This is a genomic window from Caballeronia zhejiangensis (genome assembly GCF_000698575.1).
In the GTDB taxonomy this organism is placed as follows: domain Bacteria; phylum Pseudomonadota; class Gammaproteobacteria; order Burkholderiales; family Burkholderiaceae; genus Caballeronia; species Caballeronia zhejiangensis.
On record NZ_JFHD01000010.1, the window covers coordinates 70092 to 86729 of the forward strand.

The window sequence follows — 16638 nt, forward strand, 5'->3', positions numbered from 1 at the left end:
CCTCAGAGACACGCAGTACCGCATATCAAGGAGAAGCACATGACCCAGCAGAATCAATCGCTCGAGCAACTGTTCGCCGAAGACCGCGCGCACTTCATGCATCCGTCCACGCATGCACACGATCACGCGAGCGGCGCGCTGCCCGGCAAGATCGTCACGGGCGCGAAGGGCATCCGCATTCAGGATCATCAAGGTAAAAGTTATATCGACGCATTCGCGGGCCTCTATTGCGTGAACATCGGCTATGGCCGCACCGAAGTAGCCGACGCAATCTATGAGCAGGCGAAGAAGCTCGCGTATTACCACACGTATGTCGGTCACTCGACCGATACGATCATCGAGCTGTCGTCGCGCATCATCGACTGGTCGCCCGAGGGCATGAAGAAGGTGTATTACGGCATGTCGGGATCGGATGCGAACGAAACGCAGATCAAGATCGTCTGGTATTACAACAATGTTCTCGGCCGTCCGAACAAGAAGAAGATCATCTCGCGCGAGCGCGGTTATCACGGTTCGGGCATCGTGACGGGCAGTCTCACGGGCCTGCCGAGCTTTCATCAGAACTTCGATCTGCCGATCGACCGCGTAAAGCACACGGTGTGTCCGCACTGGTATCGCAAGGCGCCCGCCGGCATGAGCGAAGCGCAATTCACCGCGTATTGCGTCGATGAACTCGAAAAGCTGATTGCGAAAGAAGGCGCGGATACGATCGCTGCATTCATCGCCGAACCGGTCATGGGCACGGGCGGTATCATCGCGCCGCCGCAAGGTTATTGGGAAGCTATCCAGGATGTTCTGCGGAAGCACGACATTCTTTTGATCTCCGATGAAGTCGTGTGCGGCTTCGGCCGTCTCGGCTCGAAAATGGGCGCGCAGCACTTCGGCATCAAGCCCGATCTCATCACGGTCGCGAAGGGCCTGACGAGCGCCTATGCGCCGCTGTCGGGCGTGATCGTCGGCGAGAAGGTGTGGGACGTGATCGAGAAGGGCTCGCGGGAACATGGTCCGATGGGACACGGCTGGACGTATTCGGGGCATCCCATTTGCGCGGCTGCTGCTATCGCGAACCTCGATATTCTCGAGCGCGAAAACCTGACGCAGAATGCCGCCGATGTCGGCGCGTATTTCCAGCAGCAATTGCACACGGCTTTCGATTCGCATCCGCTCGTCGGCGAAGTGCGCGGCGCGGGCATGCTCGCGGCGCTCGAATTCATGGCCGACAAGGACGCGCGCACGCCGTTCGACGCCGCGCTGAAGGTCGGCCCGAAGGTATCGGCGGCAGCACTCGAACGCGGCGTGATCGCGCGCGCCATGCCGCATGGCGATATCCTCGGCTTCGCGCCGCCGCTCGTCACGACGCGTGAAGAAGCGGACGAAATCGTCGGCATCGTGAAGCAGGCCGTGGATGCGGTGGCGAACGAAGTTATCGGCTCGGCACTCGCTACGCAAGCGATCTGATTCTCTTGAGTAGCGGTATGGGTAGTTGTGTTGGCAGAGGCTCGCGAAACATTGCGGGCCCTTTTTGCGATTCTGAAGGAACGTGCGTTGCTGAGTAATCTTCGGTGCCCCATCGAAAGGAGATTCACGATGAGCGAGAGCGAAGAGAAACGCCATCAGCAACCGCATTCCGCGCCTCACCCGAATGCAGCGGAGATCGAACCGGAGAACCGTCGGCTCGATCAGCATCCGCATCAGACGGCGGAAGTGCCTTATGGATCGGGCAATGAGCCGGAAATTGCAGGAAAGGGCGGGCTTGACGCACAGAACGCAGATCTTCCCGATCCCGCGAACGAACAATCCAGGACGCCGGGCAAAGATTGACGCATCGATTCGACGCGCCCATAAAACAAAACGGCCACTCAGGTGGCCGTTTTGTCATTTCCGATTAGCGCGTCGCGATATACATCGTGATTTCAAAGCCGAAGCGCATATCCGTGAAACTCGGGGTTTCCCACTTCATAGAGCCTCCTTGTGCAATGATTGGCCAGACGGATGCCGGGCCATTGCGCGGTTCTTCTGCTGCAGGCGCCGTGCAAAGCCGCGCATCCCAAATCGACGCACTTTAGATGCTAGCGCGAGAACAGGTATGACACGATTGGAAATTGCACCGGCGTTCATTTAAATTTTTTATAGCGGTCTCGGGCGATTTCCCGAATCGTCAGGTGTCGTGCCGATCTTGTCAGGATCATGGACCGGGTCGGGTTCCATTGCCTCTCCCGGCCGAGGGATGACCCGGTCTGCTTCAGCAGGGTCGATATTGCTCAGATTATTGCCTCCGGGCGCACGCGGCTTGTCGTGCGTATCGGGAGCTGCGGGTTTTTCGGCCATTACATTTTCCTCGTCAAACACGTGCCTTGCGGAAAGATCGAAAGCGTGGGGCGGCAGGATTGAATGCCGCATTGCGGAATAAGCGAAAGTTATGTCGCTGTTACTCGACGCGCGTGGCTTCGCGCAGCACCGCATCTTCGCTGTCGAAATTGCGATCGGTCATTTTGTTGAGCACGGCCAAGACCTCGCCGTCCGCGCCATTGCTTTTCGCGAGCGTCAGAAGTTTTTCCTTGCCCATCGGATAGTCGGCGCCCTTTAGCACGCGCGCGATTTCTTCCGGGCGCGGCTCATCCGGATGCCGGTGATTCTGCGAATGCGCGGGATGCTGTGCCATTTCCGCCTCCTTTTCGATTCGACGATAACCCTGACGATTCAGCAACGCGCGTACCCGTCACCGGGATCGGTTGATGCTGAATTGTCGATACGTTCCAACCGAAATCGAGGCGAGACATAACATGGCTATTGCAGCAGACCGCATCTCCGACACCGAAGTCAAGGTCGGCGAGATCATCTATAGCTTCGACACCAAGGCAACTGCCGATGGCTTTCAGCAATGCCTCGGCAGCGACTCGGTCGAGACCTGCGCGAAGAACCACGCGCCGGTGTCGACACGCGCCGTGGCCGATGAGAGCGGTGCGCCGAAGGGCGAGCCGGGCAGCATCATTTCACCGTCGCTGGGCGGCATGCCTTGATGCACGCGGCTACAGTGCCGCGCTTGCCGTCGTCGCGCGCGGAGCGAGCGCGGTGCGTGTGAGCGCGTCGAGCGGCAGCGGCTTGTCGAAGAAATAGCCCTGCGCCTGCGCCGCGCCCATGTCGCGCAACACGGCGAGCGTCGCCGCATCTTCGACGCCTTCCGCGACGAGCGTCAGATCGAGCGATTCCGCCATGCGCACGATCGCGCGCACGATCGCACGGCTGCGCGGGCTTTCGGTCAGTTCGAGAATGAACGACTTGTCGATCTTGAGGCCGGTGAACTGGTATTGATGCACATAACTGAGCGACGAAAAACCCGCGCCGAAATCGTCGAGCACGACAGACATGCCGTTGTCGGCCAGTCGCTGCATGGTGCGCCGCGCGAGATCGGGCTCGGCCACGAGCGCGCCTTCGGTAAGCTCGAGGCACACGCGCGACGGCGAGACGCGATAGCGACGCAATAGCGCCAGAACGTCATCGGCGAATTCGGGGCGCGTCATGCTATAGCTGGAGCAGTTCACATGCACCGGCGGCCAGTGCGCGAAGCGCGCATTCGAGAGAATCGCGGCAACGCGTTCGAGCATGTATAGATCGAGTCTGCCGATGAGCCTCAAGCCTTCGACCGAAGGAAGAAATTCACCCGGCCCGACGATATGGCCATCGGGTTGATGCCAGCGGATCAACGCTTCGAGCGCGACGATCTCACCGCTCTTTACGTCGACGATAGGCTGGAAATAAGGCAGCAGTTCGTCATCGCGCTTGATCGCATTGCGCAATGCGCCCTCACGTTCCACCTGGTCCGACACCTGACGTCGCAGTTCCTGATTGAACACGACGAAGCTGTCGCGTCCCGCATTTTTCACGCGATACATCGCGGTATCGGCGTCGCGCAACAGGTCGGCGGGCTCGGTATGGAACTGGCTGTCCGCGCTCACGATGCCAATGCTGCACGACGAAAACACGACATGCTCTTCGATGTGAAAGGGCAGATCGAACGCGGCCAGAATACGCTTGGCGATCGATACCGCATCGCGAACGTGTGCATCCGGGGAGAGCACGGCGAATTCGTCCCCGCCGAGGCGCGCGAGCAGATCCGTCGAACGCAGGCAATCGCGCAAGCGCGCCGCGGCCTGAACCAGCAGCATGTCGCCGAAGTGATGGCCGAGGCTGTCGTTCACGACCTTGAATCGGTCGAGGTCGATGAACATCACCGAGAGTTGGTCGCCGCGCGTCTGATAGTCCTGCCATGCGCAGCGCAGCTTGTGCATCAGATGGCTTCGATTCGGCAAGCCCGTCAATGAATCGTGCGAGTTCTCATAAAGCAGGCGTGCGTTGACATCGTCGAGTTCGCGCGTGCGCGCCTGGACCCGCGCTTCAAGTTCGAGGTTCGCGGCATGCAGCGCTTCGGCATCGCGCCGACGCGAAAGCGCCGTATCGATATGCCGCGACACGAAGGTGAGCAGTTCCTGATCGCGCAGCGAATAGCGCACGAGCGGCGAATAGCTTTGCACGGCGAGCACGCCGCGCACGACATCGCCATCGAAGAGCGGAATGCCGAGCCACGATCGCAGACGCACTTCGCTATGCTCGATCTCGAACGCGCCTTCTTCGATGAGACGCAGCGCCTCCGCATGATCGATCAGCCGCGCGCGCCGCTCGCGGATCACATATTCGGTGAGGCCGCGTTGTCCGCGTCGCGGCGCGGGGCGCTCCTGCACGATTTCATCGACGTAATACGGGAACGACACTTCGTCCGTTTCCGGTTCGATGAGTGCGATATAAAAATTGCGCGCGTAAAGCAATTCGCCGACGATCCCATGCAGGCTGCGCAAGAACTCCATCATGTCGCCGGGACGGCTCGACAATTCTGCGATCTGGTAGAGCGCAGCTTGCAGATGCTCGGATCGTTCGCGCTCGGCGATGCCGTGACGCAGCGCCGCGTTGAGCTTCGACAGTTCGGACGTGCGGTGCGCGACCTGCTCTTCGAGATCGGCGCGATGCAGGATGCGGTCGAGCGCCATCGCCACATGTCGTGCGACGACCAGAAAGAGCGCGCGGTCCTCGACGGTATAAATGCGCGATACGTCATAGACCTGCATCGCGAGCATGCCGAATACCTCGTCGCTCGCATTCTTGAGCGGCGCGCCCATCCAGAACTCGGGGCGGTCGCCGATGCAATAGAAATGGCCCGCGCGCTCCGCCGCGCAAATATCCCCGGCGGTGATGAAAAGCGGCTGCGCGCTCGTGAGCACGCGACCCGTCATCGAAAGACGTTCCGGATTCAGGATGTCGTAGTTTTCGGCCGCGACGACGTCGGTATCGATGACGTCGACATAATACGGATACGTGATCTTGCCCGTCTTGCGATCGTAGAGTGCGAGATAGAAGTTCTCCGCGTCGATGAGCGTGCCGAGCCGTTCATGCACGCCGCGCAGAAAATCGGCGCGCTCGGGCACGGAACTCGCCAGATAGGCGATTTCATAAAGCACGCGCTGCGTGAGTTGCGCGCGTGCGAGGGCATCGGCCTGCACGCGCTCGCCGAGCGTGCGCGCGAGTTCGGCGAGATGCGCGTCGTCGCGATGCGTGACCGGCGCGAGCAGCCAGCCGAGCACGCTCTCGCCGCGTCCGGTCGGCCAGCAGTGCCAGCCGTTATCGATGCACACCTCCGTCAGGCGTTCCTCGGCGATGCCATGCGGCCATTCCTGCGCATCGGGAAGCGCTGCATCGCCGCGCCGCTCGAGATGCAACTGCTCGCCCGCGCGATACCACGCCCATTGCTGCGGGCAGCCCATCGCGGCGGCCTCGCGCAGCAATGCGTCGATCGATGACGCCACGCTCGCGAAAATCTTTTCATCGGTCGCCGCCACGGTTGCAGGCTCGACCGCGGTTGCGCGGGCAACCTGCGCGTCGTACGCGGGAAACACACTCATCGGCGCTCCAGGCCATATTGCCGCCACGTCGGGCGGGTCTCGTTCAGCGACTGCGCTCGCACGCTGCTCCGGGCGCGCGTAACAAGCAAAGGCTCTATATGGGTAACGGCACGGAGCATACAGCCTTGAGCATGCGGTTCAAAAAAAGCCGCTCGTGCCGCAATGCATACGGGCATTCATGCCGGATGCGCGGTTTCGACGCGATCGTGCCCGGTAAATCTCTCGCGATACGCCTGCGGCGACACGCCCAGCGAACGCAGAAAACCGCGCCGCATCGTTTCCTCGGTGCCGAATCCGCAGCGCGCGGCGATGCGCTTTACGGGAAGCGCCGTATCGCCGAGCAGGCGGCGCGCGGCTTCGAGGCGCATGCGTTCGATCGAGCGCGCGGGCGTCATGCCGGTTTGCGCGCGGTAATGGCGCACGAAGCTGCGCTCGCTCATGCCGACACGCGCGGCAAGCACGCCGACCGAAAGATCCGCCGCGAGATTTTCAGCGATCCACGCATGCAGCTCGCCGAAACGTTCGCCCGACTTCTGCAACGACAGCGCCGCGCTGAACTGCGCCTGCCCGCCGGGGCGCTTGAGGAACACGACGAGATGGCGCGCGACGTCGAGCGCGAGCGCGCGGCCGAGATCGTCTTCGACGAGCGCAAGCGACAGGTCGATGCCCGCCGTGACGCCCGCGGATGTCCATACGTCGCCGTCGCGGATGAAGATCGGATCGGGCTCGACGTGGATCGCCGGGAAGCGCGTGGCGAGTTCCCCGCAGCGCGTCCAGTGCGTCACGGCGCGGCGTTCGTCGAGAAGGCCGGCGGCGGCAAGCAGAAACGCGCCCGTGCAAACGGACGCCGTGCGCCGCGCGTGCGCCGAACGCGCGCGCACCCAATCGACCAGTTCACGGTCGTGCACCGCTTCGTGCACGCCCCAGCCGCCCGCGACGATCAGCGTGTCGCACGCTTCGCTCGCATCGGGCAATGCCTCGCCGACGAGCCCCAGTCCCGCCGACGCGTTCACCGTGCCGCCCCGCGCAACCACGCGCGGCTGATACGGCCGCTGCAAGCCCGCCGCGACCGCCAGGTCATTGGCGGACGCGAACACCTGCAACGGGCCCGCGACGTCGAGCAACTGCACGTTGGGGAAGGCGAGCACGTCGATGGTTCGCATGGCGTTTTCCACGAAAGACAAGTTGGCGTAAAACGTGGGTTATGTGTCGAATTCGCCATAGCGTAGCGGCGTAGCATCGGTTCGTCCACACGAAAAACACGCTCGATCAAGGAGAAAACGATGACGCTACATATCGGCCTGTTGCTTTTTCCTCGCGTGCAGCAACTCGACATGACCGGCCCCTACGACGTGTTCGCGCACATGGCCGACACGAAGGTGCATCTCGTCTGGAAGACGCGCGAGCCCGTCCGGTCGAGCGCCGGCATGATCCTGACGCCCGACGTGACCTACGCGGATTGCCCCGTGCTCGATGTGCTGTGCGTGCCGGGCGGTTCAGGCGTCGGCGATCTGATGGAAGACGAGGAAACGCTCGCCTTCCTCCGCGAACAGGCGGCGGGCGCGCGCTACGTGACCTCGGTTTGCACCGGCTCGCTCGTGCTCGGCGCGGCGGGGCTTTTGCGCGGCAAGCGTGCGACGACGCACTGGGCGTATCACGATCTGCTCCCGGATTTGGGCGCGATTCCGGTGCACGAGCGCGTCGTGCGCGACGGCAACCTGTTCACGGGCGGCGGCATCACGGCGGGCATCGATTTCGCGCTGACGCTCGCGGCCGAACTCGTCGGCGAGCACGAAGCGCAGGCGATTCAATTGCAGATGGAATACGCGCCGGCGCCGCCGTTCGACTCGGGCGATCCGGCGCGCGCGCCCGCCGCGGTCGCGAACGATGTGCGCGAGCGTTGCGCGCCGTCGCTGGCCGCGCGCAGTGCGATCACGGCGCGTGTCGCGGAACGGCTGAAATCGCATGCTTAATTCAAAATGCGCTTTGGTCTCATGCATGCGAAATGCAAAACGCCAAATGACTAGAAGCGCTTTTGCATGAAGTAGCGCGGCTGACCCGCATGAAAATCCGCGAGTTCGCCGAAAAGCTCGTAACCACAGCGCGCGTAGAGGGCGCGCGCTGCGGGGTTGACCGTATCGAGCCACGCGGCGCGGCATCCTCGTTTTTTTGCTTCGCTTTCGGCGGCTTCGAGCGCGCGTGCGCCGAGTCCGGCGCCGCGCGCGTCCTCGCGTATCCACAGCCATTTCACGAAGAGCCAGTCCCACGCCGTGTAGCCTGCGAGCCCGCCCAGAAAGTCGTCATCGCGATAGAGCGACACCGCCAGATCGCGTTGATGGCTCGGCCCGAGTTGCGCGCGGTTGAACGCGGCAAGCCCGCCCGCGACGTCGCGCTCGAACGTCGCGTCGATCCAGTCGGTGATGGCGAGCGTGACGCCGGCGTTCATCGACGCGTGAGCGATTACGCTGCCGGGGCAACCGATGCCCCCTTGATACCGTGCCGTGCAAGCGCAGCGGCGACGAAGCCCGAGCGCTTCACATCCTCCACGAAGTCGCGCAGATAAAGCGCGGCTTCGTCGCCGCGGCGCTTCGGCAAGCCCATCGCCTGCTGGATCACCATGAAGCGTCCGTCGAGCAGGCGCAGTCCGGGCGTGCGTGACGCGTCGGCTTCGAGTTGCTGCTTCACGCCCGCGGCGACTTCGAGGCCGTCACGCAGGAAGGCTTCGACGACGGCCTGCGACGACGCCGTGCGTACGATCTGCGCATGCTTGATCTCGCGCGTGAGAAAGAGGTCATACGCGCTGCCCTTGCCGACCATGATGCGATTGCCTTCGCGATCCACATCTTCATTGCGCGTGAGCGGCGATGCCTCGCGCACGAGATAACAGCCTTCGATCAGCACGTACGGCGCGGTGAAGGCGATGCCCGCACCGCGCAGCGGATCGATCGCGAAGAAGCCGACGTCCGCGCTTTCGTTCGTGACGGCTTCGACCGATTCGGCGGCCCGGTCGAACGACGTGAAAGCGACAGGCACGCCGAGCCGCGACGCCAGCTCGCGCGCGATGTCCACCGATACGCCGCCCGGCTCGCCGCTGTCGGTGCGATGCGCGAGGATCGGATTGCCGAGATTGATCGACGCGCGCAGCGTGCCGGTCGGCGCGAAAGCGTTGAGCAAGGAAGAAGAAAGAGTCATGGTGTTGGTCGATGAGTTGAAGAGCATGGCGATACGAGCAATCCGATGCAGAATACGCGAACCGCAACCGCTCTGCCAAAGGAACGACATGCAACGCGAACGCATCGACAGCAGCGAAATCATTCGGCGTCTGAAGCTCGAGCCGCATCCCGAAGGCGGCTTCTTTCGCGAGACGTATCGCGCGAGCGGCAACGTCGTGCGCGAGGACGAACGCGAAACGCGTTCGGCGTCCACCGCGATCTACTTTTTGCTTTGCGATGGCGCGCATTCGGCATGGCATCGCATTCGCTCCGATGAAGTCTGGCACTTCTACGCAGGCGATCCGATCGACGTGCATGTGCTCAAAGCGAACGGAACGCTAGTCACGCATCGGCTCGGCAATGCGCTCGATCGTGCCGATGCCGTGTTTCAGACCGTCGTCGAAGCGGGCGACTGGTTCGCGGCGGAATGTCACGATAGAGAAGGCGTATCGCTCGTCGGCTGCACGGTGGCGCCGGGTTTCGAGTTCAGCGAGTTCGAACTGGCCGTGCCGGGCACGCTGGAGGCGCGCTATCCGCAACATCGCGAATTGATACAGCGCCTGAACCCCGAAGTATGACGATACGCACGCGAGTGCGGTTATCATCGCGCGCATCGTGGACAACAACACAAGGTCAGGCATGAGCGCAGTGCGCCGCGGGATTCAATCGATCGAAGTAGGCGGAGCGCTTTTGCGCGCGCTCGTGGACCACGGCGGCCCGATGCTGCTCGGCGATCTTGCGAAGAAAGCCGGCATGCCGTCGGCGAAGGCGCATCCTTATCTCGTGTCTTACGGCAATCTCGGCCTGATTCAGCAGGATCCCGCGACGGGCCGCTATGAACTCGGGCCGTTCGCGCTGCAAATGGGTCTGATCAGTCTGCAGCGCGTCGATCCGGTGCGCCTCGCGATTGCGGAAGTAGCGAACGTGACGCCCCGCATCGAGCATACGGTCGCGCTCGCGACTGCGGGCAGCTATGGACCGACCATCGTTCACATCCAGCAGGCGAGCGTGCCCATCCACGTCACGATGCGTACGGGCACGGTGATGTCGTTGCTGCAGACGGCGACGGGCCGCGCATTCGCGGCTTATCTGCCGCCGATGACCGTCGATGCGCTCGTCGCCATCGAGCGTGCGGGCGCGTTGCAGGTCGGCGCGCAACGGCGCGACTACACGCGTGCGCAAACCGACGCGATGCTCGCCGAAGTGCGCGAGCACGGCATCGCGCGGGCGATCGACGAGCCCGTCGCGGGCATCAGCGCGATGAGCGCGCCGGTCTTCGATCACACGCGCAATATCGTGCTCGCGATCACGGCGATCGGCCCGAGCGGATCGTTCGACGGCGCGTGGAACGGCGACATCGCGACGGCGCTGCACGCGTGCGCGCAGCGCGTATCGAAGATGCTCGGCTTCGTCGCAGTCTGATCGAAGTCGCGCGATCAAACGGGGCGCCAGTGCCCCGGCATTCACTTTTCATCCTCTGAAGTCCATATGGGCTTTGCTGCGTTTGCACGCCGCATTCCCGTGAACGGGCGTACCTTGAAGAAACCGTAAGCGGATGCAAGCGCTCGTCCGTGGCATTCGGGTAAACCTAAATTCAACAATGTAAAACGGCTTGTACAATGATGAACAACTAACCGAAAGCGAAGCGATTCGCGCCCGAGCCGACCGAGTCCTGTCAGACGAAAGCGACTCGACGATGGAGACGACCGAATGTCCGTGAACTACGCCTCTCTGCGCTTCGAATATGAACGCGCGCCCGATCACGATGCGCCCGCGTCGTCGCCTTATCCCGTTGCGATAGTCGGCGCAGGTCCGGTCGGACTGGCCACGGCCATCGATCTCGCGCAGCAGGGCGTGCGTACCGTGCTGCTCGATAACGACGACACCGTGTCGAGCGGCTCGCGCGCGATCTGCTTCGCCAAGCGCACGCTGGAAATCTTCGATCGTCTGGGCTGCGGCGACAGGATGATCGAGAAGGGCGTGAGCTGGAATGTCGGCAAGGTATTTCTGCAGGATGAGCTTGTCTACACGTTCAATCTTCTGCCGGAAACCGGCCATTCGCGACCCGCGTTCATCAACTTGCAGCAGTACTACGTCGAAGGCTTTCTCGCCGAACGCGCGATGCAACTGGAGCCATTGCAACTGCGCTGGAAGAGCAACGTGACCGGCGTGACGCAGCACGAGGATCACGTCGAACTGCAAGTCGAAACGCCGGATGGCGCGTATCCGCTCAAGGCGCGCTACGTGGTGGCCGCCGATGGTTCTCGCAGCGCGATGCGCAAGCTTCTCGGTCTGGACAGCCACGGCCGCACGTTCAAGGACCGCTTCCTGATCGCCGACGTGAAGATGAAGGCGCCGTTCCCGACCGAACGCTGGTTCTGGTTCGATCCGCCGTTCCATCGCAATCAGTCGGTGCTGCTGCATCGTCAGCCGGACAATGTATGGCGCATCGATTTTCAGCTCGGCTGGGACGCGGACCCGGTCGCGGAAAAAGAGCCCGAGCGTGTGATTCCGCGCGTGAAGGCGTTGCTTGGCGAAGACGCCGAATTCGAACTCGAATGGGTGAGCGTCTACACGTTCTCCTGTTTGCGTATGGACGACTTCAGGCACGGACGCATCATCTTCGCGGGCGATTCCGCGCATGGCGTGTCGCCGTTCGGTGCGCGCGGAGCGAACAGCGGCGTGCAGGATGCGGACAATCTCGCTTGGAAACTGAAGCTGGTCGTGAACGGCGATGCGCCGCATACGCTGCTCGAAACCTACGCATCCGAGCGCGAATACGCCGCCGACGAAAACATCCTCAACTCGACGCGCGCCACCGACTTCATCACGCCGAAGAGCGCCGTTTCGAGGCTCTTTCGCGATGCGACGCTCAATCTCGCGAGGGACTGCGCGTTCGCAAGACGCATGGCGAACAGTGGACGGCTCTCGGTGCCCGCGGTGCTGCGCGACTCGACACTCAATACGCCCGACAAGGAAGGCGACGCCTTCAATTGCGCGATGATTCCCGGCGCCCCGTGCGTCGATGCGCCCGTGCGCGTCGATGACCGCGACGCATGGCTGTTGCCGCAGACGCACGGCAGCGCATTCACGGGCATCTATTTCTGCGGGCTCGGACACGGCCCGGAAGTCTGCGCGCAAAGCCTGGCTGCTTTGTCGAACGGGCGGCTTCCGGTTCATGCGCTCGTCGTCGTGCCTCGAGGCATGATGTGTACCGTGCCCGGCGTGACGGTCGTGGAAGATGTGGAAGGCATGGTCGCGCATCGCTTCGACGCGCGTCCCGGCACGTTCTATCTGCTGCGTCCCGATCAGCACGTATGCGCGCGCTGGCGTGCCTTCGATGCCGCATCGGTGACGGCTGCGGTCAAGCGTGCAACCTGCAACGGATGATGAATCGTATGAAGCTCAATCTCGAACTGAATATCGCCGATCACGATGCGTTCTACGAGCGCCTCATCGACACGCACAACGGCCTCTCCGACGAAGCCAGCCACATGCTCAACGCGAAGCTCGTGTTGCTGCTCGCGAATCACATCGGCGATAACGAAGTGTTGAAAGAAGCGCTCGCGATGGCGCGTCAGGGCCTCGCCGCGAACTAGTCGTTCAGCGCGATGCCCATGCGCTCGCAAATGAACGCGCCGATGCTCGCGATGTCGTTCAGATCGAGCTTCGGCAAGTTTGAATCGAGGGCGGCGGCATCATCGGTTGCGATTGCAACTATCTCCACATCGCTCTTGTAAAGCGGATCGCGGCCCGCCGAGGGCCGCACGACTTCGAGGCGCGGCATTGTTTCGCGCGCGAATCCTTCGACGATCACGAGGTCCGCGTCACTGAGTCGCGCGGCCAGTTCGCTCAGCGGCGGCTCTGCGTCGCCATTCAACTCGCGCACGATCGCATAGCGGTACGGCGATGCGATCAACACTTCTCCCGCGCCCGCGCGACGAAAGCGCGCACTGTCCTTGCCGGGCGGTTCGAGCTCGATCGAATGATGACTGTGCTTGATGACGTTGACGGTGACGCCGCGTGCGCGCAGCCACGGCAGAAGCGCTTCGATCAACGTGGTCTTGCCTTGGCCCGAGCGGCCCGAGATGCCGAAGAGCGGCGGATGACGCGAGTTCATGCGAATGGTCGGCTGATTGTCCTGGTTTCGATCAAGCGAGTTTAACGGCTCGATGGCGAGCGGGGAGAAATCGCGCTATCGTCGGGCATTGCCTTTGCGGCGGAACGCGTCGGCGCATAGCGGGTTTCCGACCCCGACGCCTGCCGCCTCAGTGATTCAAGGAACCGACATGGCCGAAGACAATCCCAGCACCGCTATCGCACCGCAGCAGTTTTCCATCGACGTGATGCTCGAAAAATACGCCAAGGGCGACGAGACTCGCGTCGACGATATTTATCGCCGCGTGGCGCGCGGTGTCGCGCGGGCCGACCCTGAAGAAACGCGCGCGAAGATCGAAGCGGAGTTCGTCGATAACTTCAAGCGCGGCGCGCTAGGCGCGGGGCGCATCATGAGCGCGGCGGGCGCGGGCATCGATGCGACCCTCATCAACTGTTTCGTGCAGCCGGTCGGCGATGCGATACAGGGCGTCGATAGCAACGGCTTGCCGGGCATCTACGTCGCGCTGTTGCAAGCGGCCGAGACGATGCGTCGCGGCGGCGGCGTCGGCTATAACTTTTCCGCCATACGTCCGCGAGGCGCGCGCGTGCATTCAACCGGATCGGCGGCGTCAGGCCCATGCAGCTACATGGATGTATTCGATGCATCGTGCCGCACGGTCGAAAGCGCCGGCGCGCGGCGCGGTGCGCAAATGGGCATTCTCGACTGCACGCATCCCGATCTGCTCGAATTCATCGCGGCGAAGCACACGAAAGGACGCTGGAACAATTTCAACGTATCGATCGCGGTGACGGACGAGTTCATGCAGGCCGTCGCCGACGACGCGTCGTGGCAGCTCGTGCACAAGGCCGAGCCATCGCCCGCGCAACGCGCAGCCGCGGACATGCATCAGCGCGATGATGGCTTGTGGGTCTATCGCGAAGTGCAGGCGCGCGAAGTGTGGAACACGATCATGCGCTCGACCTACGATGTCGCGGAGCCGGGCGTCGTGTTCATGTCGCGCATGAACGATGACAACAACCTGCGCGCGATCGAGTCGATCCGCGCGACCAATCCATGCGGCGAGCAGCCGCTGCCCGCATACGGTTGCTGCAATCTCGGCCCGCTCAATCTCACGCGCTTCGTGCACGACCCGTTTGCGCAGATGCGTGGCGGCGCGCCGTCGTTCGACTGGGACGGCCTCGCGCACACGACGCGCACCCAAGTGCGTTTTCTCGACGACGTGCTCGACGTCACGCTCTGGCCGCTCGAAGAACAGGCGCGCGAAGCGGCGGCGAAGCGGCGCATCGGCGTGGGCTTTACGGGCCTCGGCGATACGCTCGTGATGCTCGGTTTGCGCTATGACGCGCAGGAAGGCCGCGATTTCGCTACGCGCGTCGCACGCACGATGCGCGACGAAGCATATCGCGCATCCGTCGAGCTCGCGAAGGAGCGCGGCAAGTTTCCGCTCTTCGATGCAAAGCATTATCTGCAAGAGGGCACATTCGCCTCGCGCTTGCCGGACGACATCAAGCGCGCGATTCGCGAGCACGGCATTCGCAACAGCCATCTGCTTTCGATCGCGCCGACAGGCACCGTGAGCCTCGCGTTCGCGGACAACGCATCGAATGGCATCGAGCCCGCGTTCTCGTGGACGTATCAGCGCACGAAGCGCATGGCCGACGGTTCGCGTCAGACCTTCGCTGTCGAAGATCACGCATACCGGCTGTATCGCGAGATGGGCGGCGATGTGAATGCGTTGCCCGACTACTTCGTGAGCGCGCTGGACATGTCCGCGCACGATCACATGGAAATGATGGCGGCGGTGCAGCCTTTCGTCGATACGTCGATCTCGAAGACCGTCAATGTGCCCGCCGATTATCCGTTCGACAAGTTTCAGGATCTCTATTTCGAAGCGTGGCGGCGCGGCTTGAAAGGGCTTGCAACGTATCGGCCCAACGAGACGCTGGGCGCGGTGCTGTCCGTCGCGCCTGCCGAAACGCCGAGCGATTCGCCGGACCCCGAGCTCGATCTCGATCCGTTGCGCATCGCGATCGATCATCGGCCCAAAGGAGAGCTGCCTGCGATCATCGAGAAGGTCGAGTATCTGACGCAGGCGGGCAAGAAGTCGCTCTATCTGGCGGTGTCGTTCATCGAAGTGACGGGGCGCATCGGCGGCGAGGACGTGACGATCGAACGGCCCATCGAGTTCTTCATTCCCACCGGGCAGCGCGACGAATCACAGCAATGGATCACGGCGACGATGCGTTCGATCTCGCTGGCCGCGCGCGGCGGCTTCGCGGCGCGCACGCTTCAGGACATGCGTAAAGTGTCGTGGGATCGCGGACAAGTGCGTCTCGGCGATGTCGAAAGGCTCGACGGACATCGCAGTCCGCGCTGGCACGATTCGGAAGTGGCCGCGCTAGCGTATGCGATCCAGCAGATTCTTCATCGACGCGGTTTTCTCGATGCAGAAGGCAACCAGGTACCGTCGCGCGTGCTTGCGCGCAAGGGCGCCGATCGCGCGCCGCATCCGGTAGCTGTAGCCGATGAACGCGATGACATATCCGAAGGTGCCGCGCAAGGCGAAATCGATCCACATAGCCTGCCCCTGATGCACGGCCGTAAATGTGCGACATGCGGCGCCAATGCAGTGATCCGCAAGGACGGCTGCGACTTCTGCACGGCATGCGGCGAAATCGGCGCGTGCGGTTGAGTTGAAAAAAAGGCGCGGGCATTCGTCCGCGCCTTCCTGTCACGCTCAATGCGAGCGTTCAGTGCTCTCCTGCTTCGTATCTTGTGCAACGCCCGGTTCATGCGCGCTGTGCTGCGTGAACGGATGCCACACCGGCGTGAGCGTTGGCAGTTCGTCGAGAAGCGAGAACTGATCGAGCGACGTGTTTTCGAACATGATGACCTCTTGATTCTTTTGCCGATCGCGCAATCAACGCGCGATCACGTTGCCTTGCGTCGCCGAGCCATTGGCGTATTCGACGATCCCGCGATTGCGCGCTTCCGCTTGCGCCGCATCGCGTGCGCGTTGATCGCTTTGCGCGGCGATGGCATCGCCCCACATGCTGCGATCCGGATACGTGTTGCGATTCAATGCCGGCAACGAGCCGTTCGAGTACGCGGCCGCGAGTTCGGCACGCACTTGCGCTCGTGTCTTGGGCGTATCGCTCGCATTGGCCTGAGTTTGCGTCTGAACCTGATACGTGCCTGCGTGGCCGATGCCCTGGCCGCTCTCCGCGAAAGCGGTCGTCGTGACGACGGCGGAGATGGCTGCGAGAGAAAACCCCGTGATGAGTTGTTTCATGCTTGCGACTCCTTTCATTCCGATGCAGCGTGCGGGCAAATGCGGATTGCATTCGGCGTTGAG

The 16638-nt window shown here is 62.7% G+C and carries 18 protein-coding genes; 9 read left to right on the forward strand and 9 right to left on the reverse strand.

Going from position 1 to position 16638, the window contains the following annotated elements:
- Window positions 1-39: 39 nt before the first annotated feature.
- Both BG60_RS15245 and BG60_RS15250 read left to right on the forward strand, forming a co-directional pair.
- Window positions 40-1458 carry an aspartate aminotransferase family protein gene (locus tag BG60_RS15245; RefSeq protein ID WP_008353047.1) on the forward strand — a complete coding sequence of 473 codons (1419 nt, stop codon included), beginning with the start codon at window positions 40-42 and terminating at the stop codon, window positions 1456-1458.
- Window positions 1459-1587: 129 nt separating this feature from the next.
- Window positions 1588-1821, forward strand: coding sequence for a hypothetical protein (locus tag BG60_RS15250; protein WP_008353048.1), 234 nt, complete (start codon window positions 1588-1590; stop codon window positions 1819-1821).
- A gap of 64 nt (window positions 1822-1885) precedes the next feature.
- On the opposite strand, the gene pqqA is transcribed toward BG60_RS15250, so the two are convergent.
- Both pqqA and BG60_RS15260 read right to left on the reverse strand, forming a co-directional pair.
- Window positions 1886-1960, reverse strand: a complete 75-nt coding sequence (pqqA, locus tag BG60_RS39950) for a pyrroloquinoline quinone precursor peptide PqqA (RefSeq protein ID WP_008353049.1) — start codon at window positions 1958-1960, stop codon at window positions 1886-1888.
- Window positions 1961-2428: 468 nt separating this feature from the next.
- Window positions 2429-2662 (reverse strand): DUF2795 domain-containing protein, encoded by a 234-nt coding sequence (locus tag BG60_RS15260; RefSeq protein ID WP_008353051.1) that lies wholly within the window; start codon window positions 2660-2662, stop codon window positions 2429-2431.
- 121 nt (window positions 2663-2783) lie between these two features.
- Between BG60_RS15260 and BG60_RS15265 the strand changes: the two genes are divergently transcribed.
- The gene (locus BG60_RS15265) at window positions 2784-3020 is read left to right on the forward strand and encodes a hypothetical protein (RefSeq protein WP_008353052.1); all 237 of its coding nucleotides are present in this window, start codon (window positions 2784-2786) and stop codon (window positions 3018-3020) included.
- Window positions 3021-3029: 9 nt separating this feature from the next.
- On the opposite strand, the gene BG60_RS15270 is transcribed toward BG60_RS15265, so the two are convergent.
- Window positions 3030-5951, reverse strand: a complete 2922-nt coding sequence (locus BG60_RS15270) for a bifunctional diguanylate cyclase/phosphodiesterase (protein WP_008353053.1) — start codon at window positions 5949-5951, stop codon at window positions 3030-3032.
- Between the two features lie 176 nt (window positions 5952-6127).
- Complete coding sequence (locus BG60_RS15275) at window positions 6128-7114, reverse strand: GlxA family transcriptional regulator (RefSeq protein ID WP_008353055.1); 987 nt, start codon at window positions 7112-7114, stop codon at window positions 6128-6130.
- A gap of 120 nt (window positions 7115-7234) precedes the next feature.
- Here BG60_RS15275 and BG60_RS15280 point away from each other — a divergent pair, with 120 nt between their 5' ends.
- Complete coding sequence (locus BG60_RS15280; protein ID WP_008353057.1) at window positions 7235-7924, forward strand: DJ-1/PfpI family protein; 690 nt, start codon at window positions 7235-7237, stop codon at window positions 7922-7924.
- 50 nt (window positions 7925-7974) lie between these two features.
- On the opposite strand, the gene BG60_RS15285 is transcribed toward BG60_RS15280, so the two are convergent.
- Both BG60_RS15285 and BG60_RS15290 read right to left on the reverse strand, forming a co-directional pair.
- The gene (locus BG60_RS15285) at window positions 7975-8397 is read right to left on the reverse strand and encodes a GNAT family N-acetyltransferase (RefSeq protein WP_008353060.1); all 423 of its coding nucleotides are present in this window, start codon (window positions 8395-8397) and stop codon (window positions 7975-7977) included.
- A 14-nt stretch (window positions 8398-8411) separates the two neighbouring features.
- Complete coding sequence (locus tag BG60_RS15290; RefSeq protein WP_008353061.1) at window positions 8412-9143, reverse strand: ABC transporter substrate-binding protein; 732 nt, start codon at window positions 9141-9143, stop codon at window positions 8412-8414.
- Window positions 9144-9231: 88 nt separating this feature from the next.
- On the opposite strand from BG60_RS15290, the gene BG60_RS15295 reads away from it, so the two are divergent.
- From BG60_RS15295 to BG60_RS15310, 4 genes are all read left to right on the forward strand, one after another.
- Window positions 9232-9741: a cupin domain-containing protein gene (locus BG60_RS15295; protein WP_008353063.1), complete on the forward strand. Its 510-nt coding sequence runs from the start codon at window positions 9232-9234 to the stop codon at window positions 9739-9741.
- Between the two features lie 61 nt (window positions 9742-9802).
- Window positions 9803-10585, forward strand: a complete 783-nt coding sequence (locus tag BG60_RS15300) for an IclR family transcriptional regulator (protein ID WP_008353065.1) — start codon at window positions 9803-9805, stop codon at window positions 10583-10585.
- A gap of 288 nt (window positions 10586-10873) precedes the next feature.
- Window positions 10874-12553, forward strand: coding sequence for an FAD-dependent oxidoreductase (locus BG60_RS15305; protein ID WP_008353066.1), 1680 nt, complete (start codon window positions 10874-10876; stop codon window positions 12551-12553).
- Between the two features lie 8 nt (window positions 12554-12561).
- Entirely contained in the window at window positions 12562-12762 is a 201-nt protein-coding gene (locus tag BG60_RS15310) for a DUF2783 domain-containing protein (protein WP_033537076.1), read from the forward strand.
- On the opposite strand, the gene mobB is transcribed toward BG60_RS15310, so the two are convergent.
- Window positions 12759-13283: a molybdopterin-guanine dinucleotide biosynthesis protein B gene (gene mobB, locus BG60_RS15315; RefSeq protein WP_008353068.1), complete on the reverse strand. Its 525-nt coding sequence runs from the start codon at window positions 13281-13283 to the stop codon at window positions 12759-12761. The two genes, BG60_RS15310 and mobB, sit on opposite strands and share 4 nt — an antisense overlap.
- A gap of 169 nt (window positions 13284-13452) precedes the next feature.
- Between mobB and BG60_RS15320 the strand changes: the two genes are divergently transcribed.
- Window positions 13453-15975, forward strand: a complete 2523-nt coding sequence (locus BG60_RS15320; protein WP_008353069.1) for an adenosylcobalamin-dependent ribonucleoside-diphosphate reductase — start codon at window positions 13453-13455, stop codon at window positions 15973-15975.
- Between the two features lie 45 nt (window positions 15976-16020).
- Here the strand turns inward: BG60_RS15320 and BG60_RS39015 are convergent, their stop codons facing one another.
- Complete coding sequence (locus BG60_RS39015; RefSeq protein WP_167561850.1) at window positions 16021-16170, reverse strand: hypothetical protein; 150 nt, start codon at window positions 16168-16170, stop codon at window positions 16021-16023.
- Between the two features lie 33 nt (window positions 16171-16203).
- Complete coding sequence (locus tag BG60_RS15330; protein WP_008353071.1) at window positions 16204-16575, reverse strand: DUF4148 domain-containing protein; 372 nt, start codon at window positions 16573-16575, stop codon at window positions 16204-16206.
- Window positions 16576-16638 lie beyond the last annotated feature (63 nt).